Origin of the sequence: Microbacterium terrisoli (assembly GCF_030866805.1) — a bacterium.
In the GTDB taxonomy this organism is placed as follows: domain Bacteria; phylum Actinomycetota; class Actinomycetes; order Actinomycetales; family Microbacteriaceae; genus Microbacterium; species Microbacterium terrisoli.
Map to the genome: position 1 here is coordinate 3,397,984 of NZ_CP133019.1, position 15,837 is coordinate 3,413,820.

The 15,837-nt window shown below is 68.4% G+C and carries 15 protein-coding genes; 7 read left to right on the forward strand and 8 right to left on the reverse strand.

Features of this window, described 5'->3' with window-relative positions; translation table 11 throughout:
* Positions 1 to 97 precede the first annotated feature (97 nt).
* A complete protein-coding gene (arr, locus tag QU603_RS15420; protein WP_308492265.1) occupies positions 98 to 508 on the reverse strand; it encodes an NAD(+)--rifampin ADP-ribosyltransferase in 411 nt (136 codons plus the stop codon).
* A 48-nt stretch (positions 509 to 556) separates the two neighbouring features.
* On the opposite strand from arr, the gene QU603_RS15425 reads away from it, so the two are divergent.
* Positions 557 to 1,009 (forward strand): nucleotidyltransferase domain-containing protein, encoded by a 453-nt coding sequence (locus QU603_RS15425; protein WP_308492266.1) that lies wholly within the window; start codon positions 557 to 559, stop codon positions 1,007 to 1,009.
* On the forward strand, positions 1,006 to 1,344 hold the full coding sequence (locus QU603_RS15430) for a HepT-like ribonuclease domain-containing protein (RefSeq protein ID WP_308492267.1): 339 nt from the start codon (positions 1,006 to 1,008) through the stop codon (positions 1,342 to 1,344). Before QU603_RS15425 ends, QU603_RS15430 begins: the two co-directional genes overlap by 4 nt.
* A gap of 59 nt (positions 1,345 to 1,403) precedes the next feature.
* Here the strand turns inward: QU603_RS15430 and QU603_RS15435 are convergent, their stop codons facing one another.
* The 3 genes from QU603_RS15435 to QU603_RS15445 all read right to left on the reverse strand — a co-directional run bounded on the left by QU603_RS15435 (position 1,404) and on the right by QU603_RS15445 (position 5,438).
* A complete protein-coding gene (locus QU603_RS15435; protein ID WP_308492268.1) occupies positions 1,404 to 3,035 on the reverse strand; it encodes an amidohydrolase in 1,632 nt (543 codons plus the stop codon).
* 132 nt (positions 3,036 to 3,167) lie between these two features.
* Positions 3,168 to 4,796 carry an FAD-dependent monooxygenase gene (locus tag QU603_RS15440; RefSeq protein WP_308492269.1) on the reverse strand — a complete coding sequence of 543 codons (1,629 nt, stop codon included), beginning with the start codon at positions 4,794 to 4,796 and terminating at the stop codon, positions 3,168 to 3,170.
* Between the two features lie 42 nt (positions 4,797 to 4,838).
* Positions 4,839 to 5,438 carry an isochorismatase family protein gene (locus QU603_RS15445; protein ID WP_308492270.1) on the reverse strand — a complete coding sequence of 200 codons (600 nt, stop codon included), beginning with the start codon at positions 5,436 to 5,438 and terminating at the stop codon, positions 4,839 to 4,841.
* A 300-nt stretch (positions 5,439 to 5,738) separates the two neighbouring features.
* Between QU603_RS15445 and QU603_RS15450 the strand changes: the two genes are divergently transcribed.
* On the forward strand, positions 5,739 to 6,671 hold the full coding sequence (locus tag QU603_RS15450) for an NAD(P)-dependent oxidoreductase (RefSeq protein ID WP_308492271.1): 933 nt from the start codon (positions 5,739 to 5,741) through the stop codon (positions 6,669 to 6,671).
* Complete coding sequence (locus QU603_RS15455) at positions 6,672 to 7,910, forward strand: M24 family metallopeptidase (protein ID WP_308492272.1); 1,239 nt, start codon at positions 6,672 to 6,674, stop codon at positions 7,908 to 7,910. It begins immediately after the preceding gene.
* Between the two features lie 58 nt (positions 7,911 to 7,968).
* On the opposite strand, the gene QU603_RS15460 is transcribed toward QU603_RS15455, so the two are convergent.
* The 3 genes from QU603_RS15460 to QU603_RS15470 are packed head-to-tail and all read right to left on the reverse strand — an operon-like array spanning position 7,969 to position 10,572.
* On the reverse strand, positions 7,969 to 9,342 hold the full coding sequence (locus tag QU603_RS15460; RefSeq protein WP_308492273.1) for an aldehyde dehydrogenase family protein: 1,374 nt from the start codon (positions 9,340 to 9,342) through the stop codon (positions 7,969 to 7,971).
* 43 nt (positions 9,343 to 9,385) lie between these two features.
* Complete coding sequence (locus QU603_RS15465) at positions 9,386 to 10,048, reverse strand: GntR family transcriptional regulator (protein WP_308492274.1); 663 nt, start codon at positions 10,046 to 10,048, stop codon at positions 9,386 to 9,388.
* Complete coding sequence (locus QU603_RS15470) at positions 10,048 to 10,572, reverse strand: VOC family protein (RefSeq protein ID WP_308492275.1); 525 nt, start codon at positions 10,570 to 10,572, stop codon at positions 10,048 to 10,050. The genes QU603_RS15465 and QU603_RS15470 overlap by 1 nt, the downstream gene beginning before the upstream one ends.
* Positions 10,573 to 10,695: 123 nt before the next feature.
* Here QU603_RS15470 and QU603_RS15475 point away from each other — a divergent pair, with 123 nt between their 5' ends.
* Positions 10,696 to 12,930, forward strand: coding sequence for an alpha-ketoacid dehydrogenase subunit alpha/beta (locus tag QU603_RS15475; protein ID WP_308492276.1), 2,235 nt, complete (start codon positions 10,696 to 10,698; stop codon positions 12,928 to 12,930).
* A 1-nt stretch (position 12,931) separates the two neighbouring features.
* Positions 12,932 to 14,314, forward strand: coding sequence for a dihydrolipoamide acetyltransferase family protein (locus QU603_RS15480; RefSeq protein ID WP_308492277.1), 1,383 nt, complete (start codon positions 12,932 to 12,934; stop codon positions 14,312 to 14,314).
* Between the two features lie 9 nt (positions 14,315 to 14,323).
* On the opposite strand, the gene QU603_RS15485 is transcribed toward QU603_RS15480, so the two are convergent.
* On the reverse strand, positions 14,324 to 15,355 hold the full coding sequence (locus QU603_RS15485) for a LacI family DNA-binding transcriptional regulator (protein ID WP_308492278.1): 1,032 nt from the start codon (positions 15,353 to 15,355) through the stop codon (positions 14,324 to 14,326).
* Between the two features lie 262 nt (positions 15,356 to 15,617).
* On the opposite strand from QU603_RS15485, the gene QU603_RS15490 reads away from it, so the two are divergent.
* Entirely contained in the window at positions 15,618 to 15,755 is a 138-nt protein-coding gene (locus QU603_RS15490) for a hypothetical protein (protein WP_308492279.1), read from the forward strand.
* Positions 15,756 to 15,837: the final 82 nt, after the last annotated feature.

The window sequence follows — 15,837 nt, forward strand, 5'->3', positions numbered from 1 at the left end:
CAGTCGTCGAGTGAGCGAAGCGGACGAAGTGCGACCATTCGTTGAGTGAGCGCAGCGAGTCGAGACGCACCGAGACGCCCACGCCCACCACGGCGACTCAGTTGATGATCTCGCCGCGCTCATCAGCGAGCAGCCCGGCAAGCCGCTCCTGCCACTCCCGCCGCGCTTCGGGAGTCAACCGCGTCCAGTCGGTGACCTCACGAACGACGCGCAGCGGTTCGGTGCTGCGATATGACCGGGTGGGGTTGCCCGGGAACTTCTTGTCGGTCACATTCGGGTCGTTCTCGAACGGGCCGGTCGGCTCGACGGCGTAGACGTGCGGCGCGCCGTCGCCGGCGGCGAGCTCCGCGGAGAGCCCGGCGCCGTCGACGAGCGCGGTGAAGTAGATGTGGTTCATGACGATCTCGGGGCGGTAGTTCGAGTGGAAGCCCGCGGTCAGGAGGTCACCCTCGCGCAGCTCCGCTTTGGTGCCGTGAAAGAACGGCCCCTCGTCCACCGGTTGAGTCACGGTGACAGTGTACCGATATGTGCAACAATATGTACATAAAGGAGAGTCATGGATGTCATACCTGTCGCTCGTGCTCGAGCCGGCCTCTCCGAGATCTTGCGCCGGTTCCGCGCCGACGCTGATGCGGAACCCGTCATCGTCGGGTCGCACCGCAAGCCGGAAGCGGTTCTCGTGCCGTTCGCGCAATACCGCGCCGGCTCGGCGAGCGCGGTGGTCGACCTCGCACGCGTGCGCGCGCTCGCGCCGCTGATCCGCCGACTGGCAGCGGCCTCAGGCCTCAGCGACGTTCGAGTGTTCGGCTCCGTCGCGCGCGGCGATCAGACCGAGATGAGCGACGTCGATCTGCTCGTGACACCGGGGGCCGAGGCATCCCTGTTCGACCTGGCTCAATTCGAGATGGATGCCGAGCTCCTGCTCGGCCGGATCGTGCATGTCGTCTCGGCGAATTCGCTCGACGCCCAGGCGGATGCGCAGATCCTGCGAGAGGCGCTGCCGCTGTGAACGACGCCGAGCGTGTCGCCCGATGGCTTGTCGACCTGACTGCTGCCCTCGACCAGGGTGCCGCGCTGATTGCGCGCGGCGAGGATGCCTACCGAACAGATGCGGCGCTCGCGCTCGCGTTCGAAGCGCTGTGCTCCCGCGTCGGCGGACTCGCGAAGCGTCTCAGGCAGGCGGATCCCGCGCGATTCCGCGAGCCGATCTGGGTGCAGGCGGCACGAAATCGTGACTTCGTCGTGCACCACTACGGCCGGATCGACCTCGAGGTGCTCTGGCGGACCGTGGCCGTCGACTTTCCCCGACTGCGAAAAGCCATGCGGGCCGCCGAGGCTGGCTGAGCGGGCGCGGCAATGCTCAGCGGCACTGACGCGCTGACCTCACAGCCGCCTGACCGATCTCACACCGGGTCGGTCACTTCGCCGGACGAGAAGGCGATCCGGTCGCCGACGAGGGTCAGTTCGGAATGCAGGCCGCGGATGTCATCCTCGGGCATGGTGAAGTAGTCGTCGCTGAGCACGGCCAGGTCCGACCACCATCCGGGCCGCAGCGCGCCGCGGCGGTCTTCTTCGAACGAGAACCAGGCATTGCCGAGCGTCTGGGCGGTCAGAGTGCGCTCACGGTCGAGAAGGTGGATGCCGTCGCGCTGCGACGTGCCGTCCAGTGAACGACCGGCGATGAACCACCACGACGAGAGCCACGGGTTGTGCGATGAGGCACGGGTCGCATCCGACCCGACGCCCAGCGGCAGCCCGGCCGACACGATGTCGTGCAGAGGCGGCGCGGTGTGCAGCGGCTCCATGCCCCACACGGCCTGCGACGCCGCAGACCGGAAGGCCAGGCGTGCATCGATGACGACGCCGACCCCGAGCGCCTTGGCGCGGGCGATGTTGCGGGGGCTGATCCGGTCGACGTGGGCGAACGAGAAGCGCAGGTCGCCGATGGGCGTGACGCGGTCCACCGCCTCCCAGCAGTCCAGGATGATGCCGATGCTGTCATCCATGACGGCGTGGATGTGCATGGGCACACCATGTGCGGCGACGGCGCCGCTGATCTGCTGCAGCGTGTCGCGGGACGCGTCTGTGATCTCGAAATCGTCGAGGCCCTCGAAGTCGTGGCAGCCGAAGTGCACGACCTCACCGATGCCGATCATGCGCAGCCAGTCGTCGTCGACGTCGTCATGCAGTCCGGCCAGCCAGCCGTTCACCTGGCGCACTTCGTCGCCGGGCGTCGTCGCCGAGCCGAACAGGCGCATGCGCATGTCGAGGTCGCCGCTGCGCTGCAGCTGCCGCACCGCCGCGTAGCGGTCTCGGCTCATGCCGAACCCGCCCGGGTCACACACGCCGGTGAGTCCCAGCGCGGCGTAGTCGTGCACCATGGCCCGGGTGCCGGCGACCTCGTCGTCGAGGCTCGGCGTTCCGACCGCCGCGAGGAACAGGTTGAACGCGGGCAGCCCCTGTACGACCCCGGTCGGGGCCCCGGTGGAGTCGCGCTCGACCGCAGCCGCCGACAGTCGGTCGGCCTCCTCGCGCAGACCCACGGCGTCGATGGCCGCACTGTTGGCGATGCCGACCTCGTACAGCGACTGCACATACACGGGATTGTCCGGCGCCGCCGTGTCGAGCTCGGCCCGCGTGGGCAGCCAGGTGTCGGTGAACTGCGTCTGGTGCCAGCCGCCGATCGCGGTGACCCAGCGGCCGCGGCCGACGCGGGCGGCCGCCTGTCGAATGCTGTCCAGGGCCGCGTCCTTCGAGGTCAGCCCCGCCCAGTGCAGCTCCCAGGCCCAGGTCGCACCACCGCGGGTCGCGTGGTTGTGGCCGTCGATCAGGCCGGGCACGACGGTGTGCCCGGCCAGATCGATCTCGGTGGCGCCGGCGAACCTGTCGCGCAGCTCGCGCGTGGTGCCCAGCGCCTGCACCCGGCCGTCCGAGACGGCGATCGCCTCGTGCCGCTGGTCGGCGGGGGTGCCCGCTCCGGCCCAGATCTTCCCGCCCGTCAGCAGCGTCGTCGCGCTCTCGTCGCCGGTCATCATCCTTCGCCGCCTTCATCGTTCCTCGGCTGCGCGCACCGCGCCCCGCCGTCTTCTCGAGAGATGACAGCGGCCGACCTCCGCATCCGCGGGTCCAGGGCCGGCCGTCGTCATCTCTTCTCCATCCGTCACCGGTCAGGCGGCCACCGCATCCGACACCGGCAGACCCAGCACGGCGCGCATCGTCTGCGCGACCGTGTCGGGGTGGGCATCGACATCCGTCACCGCACGCCACACGACGAACCCGTCGGGCCGCACCAGAACCGCACCGGTGGACGTGATGCCGTATTCGTTGCAGAAGGTGTGGGTCGGATCGGTCGAATCATCGATCGTGTAGGTCGTCAGGCCCATGGCCACCTGTTCGGCCGCTCGGGCTCCGGACTCCCGCCAGGCGGCGGCATCCGAACCGGTCAGCAGCACGAAGCCGTGCCCGAACAGGTCGATCGTCGACTTCTTCTCACCGTCGATGACGAGGTCGTAGCTCGGGGCACGCGTGCCGGGCTCGGCCCGCCACGAGCGGGGACTGCCCTGCACCACGTCATCGTCGCCCGTCGACGCGATCGCCGACGAGTGGTACCGGTAGCCGAGATCGATGTTGTCGTCGGGGACGACCGGCTCGATGCCGTCTTTGAGACGGGATGTCACGGCCCGCACCACGAAGCGCGAATAGCCCTGCTCCACCGTGAACGCACCGACGGGGCGCCGCTCGGTCTCGTACGAGGCCAGCAGCTCGTCGCCTGCCGCTCCCGACAGAACCGCCGCGATCTTCCACGCCAGATTGTGCGCGTCGTGGATGCCGGTGTTCCCGCCGTATCCGCCGTACGGCGGCATCTCATGGGCGGCGTCGCCGGCCAGGAAGATCCGGCCGTCGCGGTAGCGGTCCGCGGTGATCGCGGTCGCCTCCCACTTCATCACGTTGTAGATCTCGACCGGGATGTCGGGCACGCCCAGCGCTGCCCGCACCCACTCGACGCACTTCTCGTCGGTGAGTCCGTCCCACAGATCGGTGCGGGGGTTCTGCGGATCGCCGACCCCGTGCACCACCAGGAAGCCCGACTCGTACGGCTTCTCGATGCGGAAGAAGCCCTGCACCTCGGGGTTGACGACCATGATCACACTCAGGTTGCGCCCCCGCATCAGGTCTCCGACGTCGGCGCGGAAGTAGATCGTGATGCTCTTGGAGAGCGAGCCGTGGCCGCTGCGGGTGATGCCGAGCTTCTCGCGGGTCATGCTGTGCGGGCCTTCCGCGGCGATCATGTACTTCGCGTGCACCGTCGCCTCGTCACCGGTCGTGCGATTGCGGATCGTGGCGGTCACGCCGTCGGCATCCTGCTCGAAGTCGACCATCTCGGTGCCGTAGAGCACCTCGGAGCCGAGCTCTTCGGCACGCGCACGCAGCACGGGTTCGACCGCGATCTGCGTCACGAAGATCCGCTCCGACGGGCTCAGGTCGCGCACGCCGTCGTTGACTCGGGTCATGTACCAGGCCAGGTCCTTGCCGGCCACGGTCTCGACGGCCATGATCGCGCCATCCGGATCGAACTGCTGGAACGAGCGCTCGCGCATGGTGTCTTCGACGCCCATGCCGCGGTAGATCTCCATCGAACGCTGCAGCATCAGCGCAGCACGGGGATGGATCGCTTCACCGGGATGCCGCTCGACCACGAGGCTGGTGACGCCTTGGTTGCCGAGCAGAGCCGACGTGGTCAGGCCGACCAGGCTGCCGCCGGCGATCAGCACCGGCACGTCGTAGTTCTCTTTCATGTCTTCTACCCACTTCGTTGTGTGCCCAGCCGCGGCTGCGCCCTAGATGGAGAGCATCTTGTCGTAGCGACCGAACACTTCCGCCTTCAGCTGACCGGCCTTCGGGTTGTTCCAGTCGTGCATCCAGTGCGAGACCAGCGGCATCCAGGTGATCGGGATGACGCCCGCCTGATACATGCGGGCCTGGCCGTAGTTGTGCGCGTCGGGTGTCGAGTCGCCGGCCGCGTCGATCAGGCCGTAGACCTCATAGCCCTCTTCGATGCCGTGCAGGGCCGTGTAGGCGAAGCACATGCTCGTCCACAGTCCCGACACGACGAGCTTCTTGCGCCCGGTCGCGCGCACCGCGGCGGCGACCCCTTCGTCCTCGAAGGCGTCGAAGCTCTGGCCGGCGCGCTCGAAGACCTTCTGGCCGGGGAACTGCTCGGTCACCTCATCGATGACCGGACCGTTGCCGCCTTCCCAGATCGAGCTCAGCACGACCGGAACGTCGAGGATATGCGCGGCTTTGGCCGTTGCGACCAGGCTGTTGTGCATCGCGTCGCGGTCGCCGGAACCGACGCCCCCGAACAGCGAGCCCTGAAAGTCGACGAGCAGCACCACACTGTTGTCCGCGGTGATGGCGTCGAGTATCGCCTTGCTCATGTGAACTCCTTCGTCCAAATCCTGTAGCCGCAATCCCCGTGGACCGCGATCGATTGCAATTATGCTCTCCCGAATGACTTCGGTCAAGCATCGATTGTGGATCTTGATTAAAGAATGGGATGCGGCCACAAGATGGCTATTTGACCAGGTGTTTCTGAGAAATGATGAGTCTGCTGCGTGGATTGTGGTCCGTTCCCGGCTCACTTCACCGGCCCGCTTGACCAATCCGGCATCGCGGAGGATGATTGCAACCGGTTGCGATTCACCGCAACGAATCGGAGCACGCCGAAGGAGGAGCTCATGGCTGACACATCGATGACGATCGGATGGCTGGGCACCGGACGTATGGGATTCCAGCTCGCACGCCGACTGCTCGAGGGGGGCTACGACGTCACCGTCTACAACCGCACGCGGTCCAAGGCCGAGTCGCTGCAGGAGTACGGTGCGCGCGTCGTGGACACTCCGGTGGAGCTGGCCGACCGTGACGTGGTCTTCTCGATGGTCTCGGCATCCAAAGACCTGCACACCGTGATGCTCGGCGAGAACGGCCTGCTCACCGGGTCGTCCGCACCGAAGATCGTCTGCGATTCCTCGACGGTGTCGGTCGAGGCCAGCCAAGAGCTGCGCGAGGCCGCCGCGAAGGTCGGCACCGCGGTGCTGGCCACTCCGGTCAGCGGCAACCCCAAGGTCGTGGCGGCCGGCATGCTGACCCTGGCAGCCTCCGGCCCGCGCAGCGCCTTCGACCAGGTCGAACCGCTGCTGCACGCGCTGGGCCGCGGTGCGACCTATGTCGGCGAGGGCGAGGTCGCCCGGCTCGTGAAGATCGCCCACAACGTGTTCCTCGGCGTCGTCACCCAGTCGCTGGCTGAGATCACGGTGCTGGCTGAGAAGGGCGGGGTGTCGCGGGCGGCGTTCCTCGACTTCTTGAACGACTCGGTGATGGGCTCGGTGTTCAGCCGCTACAAGACCCCGGCGTTCGTGAACCTCGACTTCGCGCCGACGTTCACGATGCCGCTGCTGCAGAAGGACTTCGATCTCGGACTGCACGCCGGTGATGAGCTCGGCGTGCCCATGCCGATCGCCTCAGCGACCCGCCAGATCGTGGCGGCCGAAGCGGGCGCCGGCAACCGCGACACGGACTTCGCCACGCTTCTGCTGCGGGTGGCCAAGGGTGCGGGGGTGGACCTCGTCTCCGAAGACGTGGCGGTCAGCGATGGACTCGAGGTGAGGTAAATGACGACGATTCTTCAGGCACCCGGGCAGATGGGGGTCGACTACGAGGAGCGGGTCGACTTCGCGCGGCTGCGGAAGTACCGGCTCGGGCGTGCGCAGGCGGCCTTGGCTGCCAGCGAATGCGGCGCGTTCCTGCTGTTCGACTTCTACAACATCCGCTACACGACGCAGACGTGGATCGGCGGCGCGCTCGGCGACAAGATGATCCGCTACGCGCTGATCACCCGCGACCACGAGCCGATGCTGTGGGATTTCGGCTCGGCGGTGCGCCACCACAAGCTGTACTCCCCGTGGCTGCCGACCGAGAACAACCGTCCCGGCTTTCTCGGCTTCCGTGGGGCTGTGGCACCGGATGCCGGACTCATGCGCGATGCGGTCACCGAGATCAAGTCGATCCTCACCGAGTACGGCATCGCCGACGCGCCGGTGGGGCTGGACATCGTCGAGCCGCCGTTCCTGTTCGAGATGCAGCGGCAGGGCCTGAAGGTCGCCGACGCGCAGCAGCACATGCTCGATGCCCGCGTGATCAAGTCGGCCGACGAGATCATGCTCTTGAACCAGGCGGCCGCCATGGTCGACGGCGTCTACCAGGACATCGTCGAGGCGCTCAAGCCCGGCGTGCGCGAGAACGAGATCGTCGCGCTGACGAACAAGCGTCTGTACGAGCTGGGCTCTGACCAGGTCGAGGCGGTCAACGCGATCTCCGGCGAGCGCTGCAACCCGCATCCGCACAACTTCACCGACCGCATCATCCGGCCCGGCGACCAGGCTTTCTTCGACATCATCCACTCGTTCAACGGCTACCGCACGTGCTATTACCGCACCTTCGGGGTCGGCAGTGCGACCCAGGTGCAGCGCGACGCCTACACACAGGCTCGCGAGTGGATGGACGGCGCCATCGACGGCGTGAAGGCGGGCGTCGGCTCCGACCAGATCGCCCGGCTGCTGCCCAAGGCCGAAGACTTCGGGTTCGAGAGCGAGATGGCCGCGTTCGGCCTGCAGTTCGCGCACGGGCTGGGTCTGGGCCTGCACGAGCGGCCCATCATCTCGCGTCTGAATTCACTGGAGAACCCGGTCGAGATCCAGGTCGGAATGGTCTTCGCGATGGAGACGTACTGCCCGGCCAGCGACGGCATCTCGGCTGCGCGGATCGAGGAAGAGGTCGTCGTCACCGAGGACGGCCCGCAGATCATCACGAAGTTCCCGGCGCAGGAGCTGTTCGTCGCACATCAATACTGACCGGCGCTGATTCCCGGGGATCGGCCCGCGACCTGCAGGTCGCGGGCCGATCCCCGTCTCAGCGCTGCCAGACCGTCTTCAGGCTGCAGAACTCGCGGATGCCGCTGGCCGACAGCTCACGGCCGAAGCCGGAGTGCTTCACACCGCCGAAGGGCAGCTCGGGATAGGAGGCGCTCATCCCGTTGACGAAGACCGCACCGGCCTGCAGCTCGGTGGCGAACCGCTCCTGCTCGGCGGGGTCTTCGGTCCACACCGCCGAGCTCAGGCCGAACTCGGTGTCGTTGGCGATGCGCAGCGCGTCGTCGTTGTCGGCGGCGCGATACAGCGTCGCCACCGGCCCGAACGCCTCTTCACCGTACAGGCGCATCTCGGGCGTGATCCCCGCCAGTACCGTGCCCGGGTAGTACCAGCCGGGCCGGTCGATGCGCTCGGCGCCGGTGAGCACCTGGGCGCCCTTCTGCACGGCGTCATCGACGAGCTCGGCCAGCTCGTCGCGACCGCGCTCGGTCGACAGCGGCCCCAGCTCGGTGCTCTCCTCGAGCGGGTCGCCGATCTTCAGTGCGGCGATCGCGCGGGTGAACTTGTCGGCGAACTCGTCATAGACGGCGTCGTGGATGATGAACCGCTTGCCGGCGATGCAGGACTGGCCGTTGTTGAGCGTGCGCGCCAGCACCGCGGTGGGCACCGCCTTGTCGATGTCGGCGCTTGCGAGCACGACGAACGGGTCGGAGCCGCCCAGTTCGAGCACCGATTTCTTCACGTGCGCCGCAGCGATCGAGGCGACTGAGCGACCCGCCGGCTCCGAGCCGGTGAGTGTGATCGCTGCGATACGCGGGTCTTCGATGACGGCGGCCACCTCGGCCGAGCCGATCAGCAGCGTTCCGAACGAGCCTGCGCGGAACCCGCCGCGCTCGAACAGCGTGTCGAGGTAGAGGGCCGAGCGCGGCACGTTCGAGGCGTGCTTGAGCACACCAGCGTTGCCGGCCATCAGCGCGGGGGCTGCGAAGCGGATGACCTGCCACAGCGGATAGTTCCACGGCATCACCGCCAGCACGACCCCCAGCGGCTGCCAGCGGGTCCCGGCATGGGTCGCGCCCACTGCGGCGGGGTCGTCCACCGGCGCGTCGGCAAGAAAGCGCTCGGCGCCCTCGGCATAGAACCGCATCGTCTTCACGCACTTGTCGACCTCGGCGCGGGCGGCCGTGATGGGCTTTCCCATCTCAGTCGTCATCATGCGCGCCACCTCCTCACGGTCGGCCGCCAGCACGTCGGCGCTGGCGTTCATGCGGCGCGCCCGCTCGGCGAACGTGAGGGTGCGCAGCCATGCGGCGGCTTCGGTCGCGCGCTGCAATCGCTCCTCCACTTCGGCCGGGGTGTGCGGTGCGATCTCGAAATCCACCTGGCCAGTGGTCGGGTTGATCGATCTGATCATGATGCTGCCTCCGATGGACGAGTCGTGAGTGATGTGAGAGGGGTCATGCGAAGATCTCCGGATGCCTCTCGAGCTCTTTGCGGGTGCGGCGGATGTGCATGACGAGAATGCGTTCGGCGTCGGCGGGGTCGCGGCGACGGATGCCGTCCAGCAGCAGCCGGTGCTCGTCCCGGGTCACCGGCAGGGTGGGCGCCGCGGTCAGCTGCGAGAACGCGCGCCGATAGTGGTGCGTCGTGTTCCACAGCCGCAGCACGACCTCGCCCAGATAGGACGGCGGCGCGGCGGCGTAGCCGTCCAGGTGGAACTGCCGGTCGAGTCGCATGAACTCGTCCACCGAGTCGGTCTGTTCGATCGCAGCGGCGATCTGCCCCAGCCGGTCGATGTCATCGTCGGTGAGGTGTTCCAGGCTCGCGCGCAGCAGCAGCGGTTCGAGCCGTTCCCGCATCCGGTACGCCTCAGAGCACTCCCGCTGGTCCAGCCGCGACACCCACGCCCCCGAGTTGGAGACGATGCGCACGAGGCCCTCGGCATCCAGCATGCGCAGCGCCTCGCGCACCGGGATGCGGCTGACCCCGAGCTGGGTCGCGATCTCTTCTTGCCGGATGCGGGTGCCCGGCGTCAGCTCGTCTTCGAGGATCGCGGTGCGCAGCCACGTCGCGATGCGACCGCTCTCCACCGTCGACTCGCCCTTGGTCGCCGACACCATCAGGCCGCCGGATCTGCGGGGTGCCAGAGCAGCACCGGCGCGTCCTTCTCGTAGGCCTTGCCGTCCGGGAAGCTGACCAGCTCGAACTGCATGCCCCAGGGGCTGAGGAAGTACACCCAGCGCTGGCCGGCCGAGGCGTTCTGGCTGACGGTCGGCTCGCCGAGCACGCGGATGCCGTTCTCACGCAGGTAGCGCACCGCTGCGTCGATGTCGTCGACGTAGAAGGCGAGGTGGTGGCCGCCGATGTCGCTGTTGGCCGGCGGCTGCTGCCGCTGATCAGGCGAGCGGTATTCGAAGACCTCGAAATTGGCACCGTGGCCGAGCCGGTAGAACCGGATGGCCGTGGCCGCTGTGCCCGGTGCCACGTTGAGGTGCTCGCGCATCCAGTCATCGTCGCGGGTGATGCCCGGCAGCGAGTACACGTGGTCGCAGCCGAGGATCTCGGTGAAGAACCGATGAGCCTGTTCGAGATCGGGCACGGTGAAGCCGACATGGTCGGTTCCGCGCAAGCCGGGCAGCGCCATAACGCACCTCCAATGGATACGAACAACCACATATTAGCGCGTATTGGCGATCATTGCCATTGAATTGGATACATTTCAGGTCTACACTCGGACTGTAGAGACGCCAATGAGGGAGGATCTCGCATGCCTCACACAACCACGCTGCGCCAGGTCGCGCAGTGGGAGGAGTTGGCGACCACACCCGCCGACTGGAAGAACGCCGACACCGCGCTGCTGACGACCATGCTCGGCCAGCTGCAGCTGATTCGAGCGTTCGAAGAAGGCGTGCTGGAGCTGGCCGGCGAGAATCTCGTGCACGGGCCGGCCCACTCGAGCATCGGGCAGGAGGGTGGCGCGGTCGGTTCGATCGTCGGCCTGCATGACGGCGATGCCGTCAGCGGGTCCCATCGCGGCCACCACCAGTTCCTCGCCAAGTCGCTGCAGCACGTCGCCCCCGACGGCCTCGATCTGCACGCGCTGGTCACCCCCGAGATCGAGGGCCTGCTGCATCGCACGCTCGCCGAGATCCTGGGGCTCAAACCCGGCTTCTCCAGCGGCCGCGGCGGATCGATGCACCTCAAATGGCGCGACGCCGGGGCACTCGGCACGAATGCGATCGTCGGCGGCGGAGTGCCGTTCGCGTCGGGCAACGCGTGGAGCCAGCTGCGCTCCGCCGCGGCAGAACCCAGTGATGTCACCGTCACCTACTTCGGCGATGGTGCCGCCAACATCGGCTCGGTGCTCGAGACGATGAACCTCGCCGCCGCGTGGAAGCTGCCGCTGTGCTTCTTCGTCGAGAACAACCTGTACGCCGTCTCCACCCACGTCTCCGAGGTCACCGCCGAGCCCCGACTCTCCGCACGCGCGCCGGGATTCGGCATCCCGGCCTGGCGTGTGGACGGAATGGATCCCCTGGCCGTGCACCTGGTGATGCAGAAAGCGCTGAAGCGGATGCGCGCGGGCGAGGGCCCGACGCTGATCGAGGCGCAGGTGTACCGCTACTTCCACCAGAACGGACCGTACCCCGGCAGCGCGTTCGGCTATCGCACCAAGGACGAAGAGGCGCAGTGGCGCCAGCGCGATCCGATCGCGCGCGTCGACGCCGAGCTGCAGCGGCGGGGTGTGCTGGATGCCGAGTCCTCGGCCGCGGTGCGCACGCAGGCGCAGGATGCTGTCGCGCGGGCCATCGACGCGCTCACCGAACCCGATGCGGGCGCGGAAAAGAACGGGGCCAACCGCGGCGCCAGCAGTGGGGTGCGCCGCATCCGCCCGGAACTGTGGCCGGACCCCGCCTTCGTCGACGTCGGCGTGCGCGGCGATCTGTCCGAGTTGAAGGGCGCGCGAATCAGCGATCCCCTCGCCGCCGGGGCCACGGCGGTGCCCACCCATCCGGGCAAGTTCATCGACGCGGTCGCGGCGGTGATGGACCGCCGCATGGGGCAGGACCCGCGCATCATCGTGCTCGGCGAAGACGTGCACCATCTGGCCGGCGGCACGAACGGTGCGACCAAGGGACTGCCGGCGAAGTATCCCGGCCGTGTGCTGGGCACCCCCATCAGCGAGAACGCGTTCGTGGGCCTGGGCGGCGGGATCGCGCTCGACGGCCGCTTCCGGCCCGTCGTCGAGTTCATGTATCCCGATTTTCTGTGGGTCGCCGCCGACCAGGTGTTCAATCAGATCGGCAAGGTGCGCCACATGTACGGCGGCGCCGACACCGTGCCGCTCGTGCTGCGCACGAAGGTCGCGATGGGCACCGGGTACGGCTCGCAGCACTCGATGGACCCGGCCGGCATCTTCGCCACCAGCCCGGGGTGGCGCATCATGGCCGCCTCGACGCCGGCGGACTACGTCGGCCTGATGAACATCGCGCTGGCCCTGGATGACCCGGTGCTGATGATCGAGCACGTCGATCTGTACGGCCAGAAGGGCGAGATCCCCGACGACCTCGACTACCAGCTGCCGTTCGGCACGGCGGCGATCCGCCGGGCGGGGCAGGACGTCACGGTGCTGAGCTATCTGTCGATGGTGGCGCACTGCGCCAAGGCCATCGAGCAGACCGGGGTGGATGCCGAGCTCATCGACCTGCGCTTTCTCGATCAGGCCAGTCTCGACTGGGAGACGGTGGGTGCGAGCATCCGCAAGACCAACTGCGTGCTCATCGTCGAGCAGGGCGCCCGCGGCACCTCGTACGGCGCCTGGCTGGCCGACGAAGTGCAGCGACGCTTCTTCGACTGGCTCGATCAGCCGGTGCAGCGCGTGACGGGTTCGGGAACGTCGCCGAGCATCTCGCAGGTGCTGGAGCGGGCGGCCATCGCCCGCACCGAAGAGGTGGCCGCGGCGCTCGAGCGGGTGCGCGACGGCTTCGGGCGGGGCGACTGAGATGGCCAGCGTCATCCGGATGCCGAGTGTGCTCGCCGGCGCCGAAGAAGGGGCGATCGCCGCATGGCTGGTCGCCGAAGGCGATGAGGTCGCCGTCGGTGACGCGATCGTCGAGATCGAGACCGACAAGGCGACCGTCGAGTACGAGGCCGAAGCCGCCGGCACCCTGGGGCGCATCCTCGTGCCCGCAGGCGTCGCCGCGTCGGTCGGCGACCCGATCGCCGTGCTGGTCGACGCCGGCGAAGATGTCGCGCGCGCCGCACAGGAGCTGGGCCTGACGTCTGCTGCCGGAGCCGGGGGCGAGCCGGATGCTCTGCCCGCCGCCGTGTCGGACGAGTCGCCGTCGGCGCCCGTGCCCGCGGCGCAAGAACCGGCCACGCAAGAACCGGCGGCGCAAGAGCCCGCGGCGCGAGAGCCGGCGGCGCAAGAGCGGGCGACGCGAGAAGCAACGGCGCAAGAGCCAACGGCGCGCAACACGGGTGCGCGGCTGTTCGCGAGCCCGATCGCACGCAAGATCGCCCAAAAGAACGGCGTCGAGCTGGCGACCCTCGCCGGAACCGGCCCCGAGGGGCGCGTCACCCGCCGTGACGTCGAAGCGGCGCTTCGCCGCGCACCCGCGACACAGGCGGCGTCCACGTCGGCAGAGCCGGCATCCACCCCACCGGCGGCCGCGGCAACGCGCGCCGACACGTCCGTCGACACGGACGCGGTCCTGGTGCCGCACTCGCCCATGCGCCGCGCCATCGCGCGCCGGCTCACCGAGAGCCAGGCCACGATCCCGCAGTTCCAGGTCGTCGCCGAGTGCGTCGTCGACGACTTGCTCGCGCTGCGGACGCAGGTGAACGCCACCCTGGCCGGGCAGAAGCTCTCGGTCAACGACTTCGTCGTCAAGGCCGTCGCCGGCGCACTGAGCGACGTGCCCGAGGCGAACGTCACCTGGACCGATGAAGGGATGCTGCAGCATTCGCGGGCCGACGTCGCCGTCGCCGTGTCGACCGACGGAGGTCTGGTCACCCCCGTCGTGCGCGACGTCGGATCGCGCAGCGTCTCGGCCGTGGGCGCGGCCGTGGCCGACCTCGCCGAACGCGCCCGGGCCAAGCGTCTGACGCAGACCGAGATCGAGGGCGGAACGTTCACGGTCTCTAACCTGGGCATGTTCGGCACCGTCGGGTTCTCGGCGATCGTCAATCCGCCGCATTGGGGCATCCTCGCCGTCGGCGCAGCCAGGCAGCAGCCGGTCGTGGTGGATGGCGCTCTCGCGGTGGCCACCGTGATGCGGTGCACCCTGACCGTCGATCATCGCGCGGTCGACGGGGCACTCGCCGCCCAGTGGCTCGCGGCGTTCCAGCGGCGCATCGAAGAGCCGCTGCTGATCCTGGTCTGACGCAGCGCGTCAGGCCACGCGCGCGGCGCGGCGCGGCGCAGCGGTGGACTCCCGCACGATGAGGGTCGCCGGCAGGCTCACCGTCACGCTGCGCTGCTCGTCGGCGGCGATGTCGTCCAGCAGCAGCCGGGCGGCCTCGGTGCCCATCTCGAAGTGGGGGACCTGCACCGTCGTCAGCGGAGGGTTGAGGTCTTCGGTGGCGTCCATGCCGTTGAACCCGACGACCGAGACATCATCGGGGCAGCGCAGCCCGTGCCGGCGCAGGGCGCGCAGCACGCCGACGGCGAGCATGTCGTTGCCGGCGACCACCGCCGTGGGCACGTCGCCGTGCCGCAGCATCCCATCCATGCAGACCAGCCCCGCCTCGATGGTCAGCGCCGTGGTGGGCACGAGCCGCCCGGTCACTCCCGCGTGCCGGCCGACGGCGGCCAGGAACGCGCTCGAGCGCACGGTGCTGGTGGTGAAATCCTTGGGGCCGGCCAGGTGCACCAGGTCGCGGTGCCCGAGCCCGACCAGGTGATCCACCGCGGCGGTGATGCCCGCCGCGTCGTTTCCGGTGACGAGCGAGTAGGGCACGTCGGTGCTGCCGCGGTTGAGCATGACGACGTGCGCACCGCGGCGGTAGGCGTCGGCGATCAGCTCGTGATGCATGCGACCGGTCGCGATGATGAACCCGTCGACTCGGCGGCCCGACAGCGAGTCGAACGCGGCGCGTTCCAGGTCGTCGTCGCCGTCGGTGTTGGCGATCAGGGCCGTGTAGCCGCGCGGTGCGAGGTAGTGCTCCATGCCTCGCACCATCGGCGGGAAGAGCGGGTTGGTCAGGTCGGGAATGATCACGCCGATCGTCATCGACGAGTTGGTGCGCAGCCCCCGGGCGACGGCGTTGGCGACATAGCCGAGTTCCTGGGCCGCCTTGCGCACCCGCCGGGCGGTGGCCTGATTGACCTGATGCTCGGTCATCTTGTTGAGGGCACGCGACACCGTCGCCTTGTGCACGCCGGCGCGCGCTGCCACATCTGCGATCGTCACTCGTTTGGCCACGTCATCAGCGTAGCGAACTGTTGCAGTGCAGTTGCAAGAGTTGCGGTGAAACACGTCGGATGACTCAGAAATACCTTGATCATTGCGCTGAACGCCGATCGGCTAACGATTGCAAGAAATCTGCGCCGAACCATGGCTTTCCGGTGGCCTGCGGCCGTATACTTGGGCTGCGCGGATGGGGCCGTCGTCTGTCGTGAGGATGGTCCCGAACAGCGTGGGCGCTCGGTGTTGAGCCGCCCGGACCCGAAGACGAGGATGCGTGATGAGCGGTTGGGGCGCGGGATATCCCGGAGTACCGGCGGACGTGGCGAAAGCGCGGCAGCACGCCGAGGCAGCGCAGGCACCCGCTGAGGAACCCGCCGCCGATGACGCGGAGACCGACGAGCCCGTCCAGGACTGAGTAGCCCACCGTCCCCTCGGCGTGTGAACGCCCATCGCGCCTAGGCTGGCAGGCACACGCGGCGCCGTTGCCGCGGCCCGAC

Excerpts from the sequence above, each read along its gene's own strand:
- QU603_RS15460 (WP_308492273.1), bottom strand. The coding sequence starts at position 9,342 with ATGATCAGATCGATCAACCCGACCACTGGCCAGGTGGATTTCGAGATC.
- QU603_RS15465 (WP_308492274.1), bottom strand. The coding sequence starts at position 10,048 with ATGGTGTCGGCGACCAAGGGCGAGTCGACGGTGGAGAGCGGTCGCATC.
- QU603_RS15470 (WP_308492275.1), bottom strand. The coding sequence starts at position 10,572 with ATGGCGCTGCCCGGCTTGCGCGGAACCGACCATGTCGGCTTCACCGTG.
- QU603_RS15490 (WP_308492279.1), top strand. The coding sequence starts at position 15,618 with ATGAGCGGTTGGGGCGCGGGATATCCCGGAGTACCGGCGGACGTGGCG.
- QU603_RS15435 (WP_308492268.1), bottom strand. The coding sequence starts at position 3,035 with ATGATGACCGGCGACGAGAGCGCGACGACGCTGCTGACGGGCGGGAAG.
- QU603_RS15440 (WP_308492269.1), bottom strand. The coding sequence starts at position 4,796 with ATGAAAGAGAACTACGACGTGCCGGTGCTGATCGCCGGCGGCAGCCTG.
- QU603_RS15475 (WP_308492276.1), top strand. The coding sequence starts at position 10,696 with ATGCCTCACACAACCACGCTGCGCCAGGTCGCGCAGTGGGAGGAGTTG.
- QU603_RS15450 (WP_308492271.1), top strand. The coding sequence starts at position 5,739 with ATGGCTGACACATCGATGACGATCGGATGGCTGGGCACCGGACGTATG.
- QU603_RS15455 (WP_308492272.1), top strand. The coding sequence starts at position 6,672 with ATGACGACGATTCTTCAGGCACCCGGGCAGATGGGGGTCGACTACGAG.
- QU603_RS15480 (WP_308492277.1), top strand. The coding sequence starts at position 12,932 with ATGGCCAGCGTCATCCGGATGCCGAGTGTGCTCGCCGGCGCCGAAGAA.
- QU603_RS15425 (WP_308492266.1), top strand. The coding sequence starts at position 557 with ATGGATGTCATACCTGTCGCTCGTGCTCGAGCCGGCCTCTCCGAGATC.
- QU603_RS15445 (WP_308492270.1), bottom strand. The coding sequence starts at position 5,438 with ATGAGCAAGGCGATACTCGACGCCATCACCGCGGACAACAGTGTGGTG.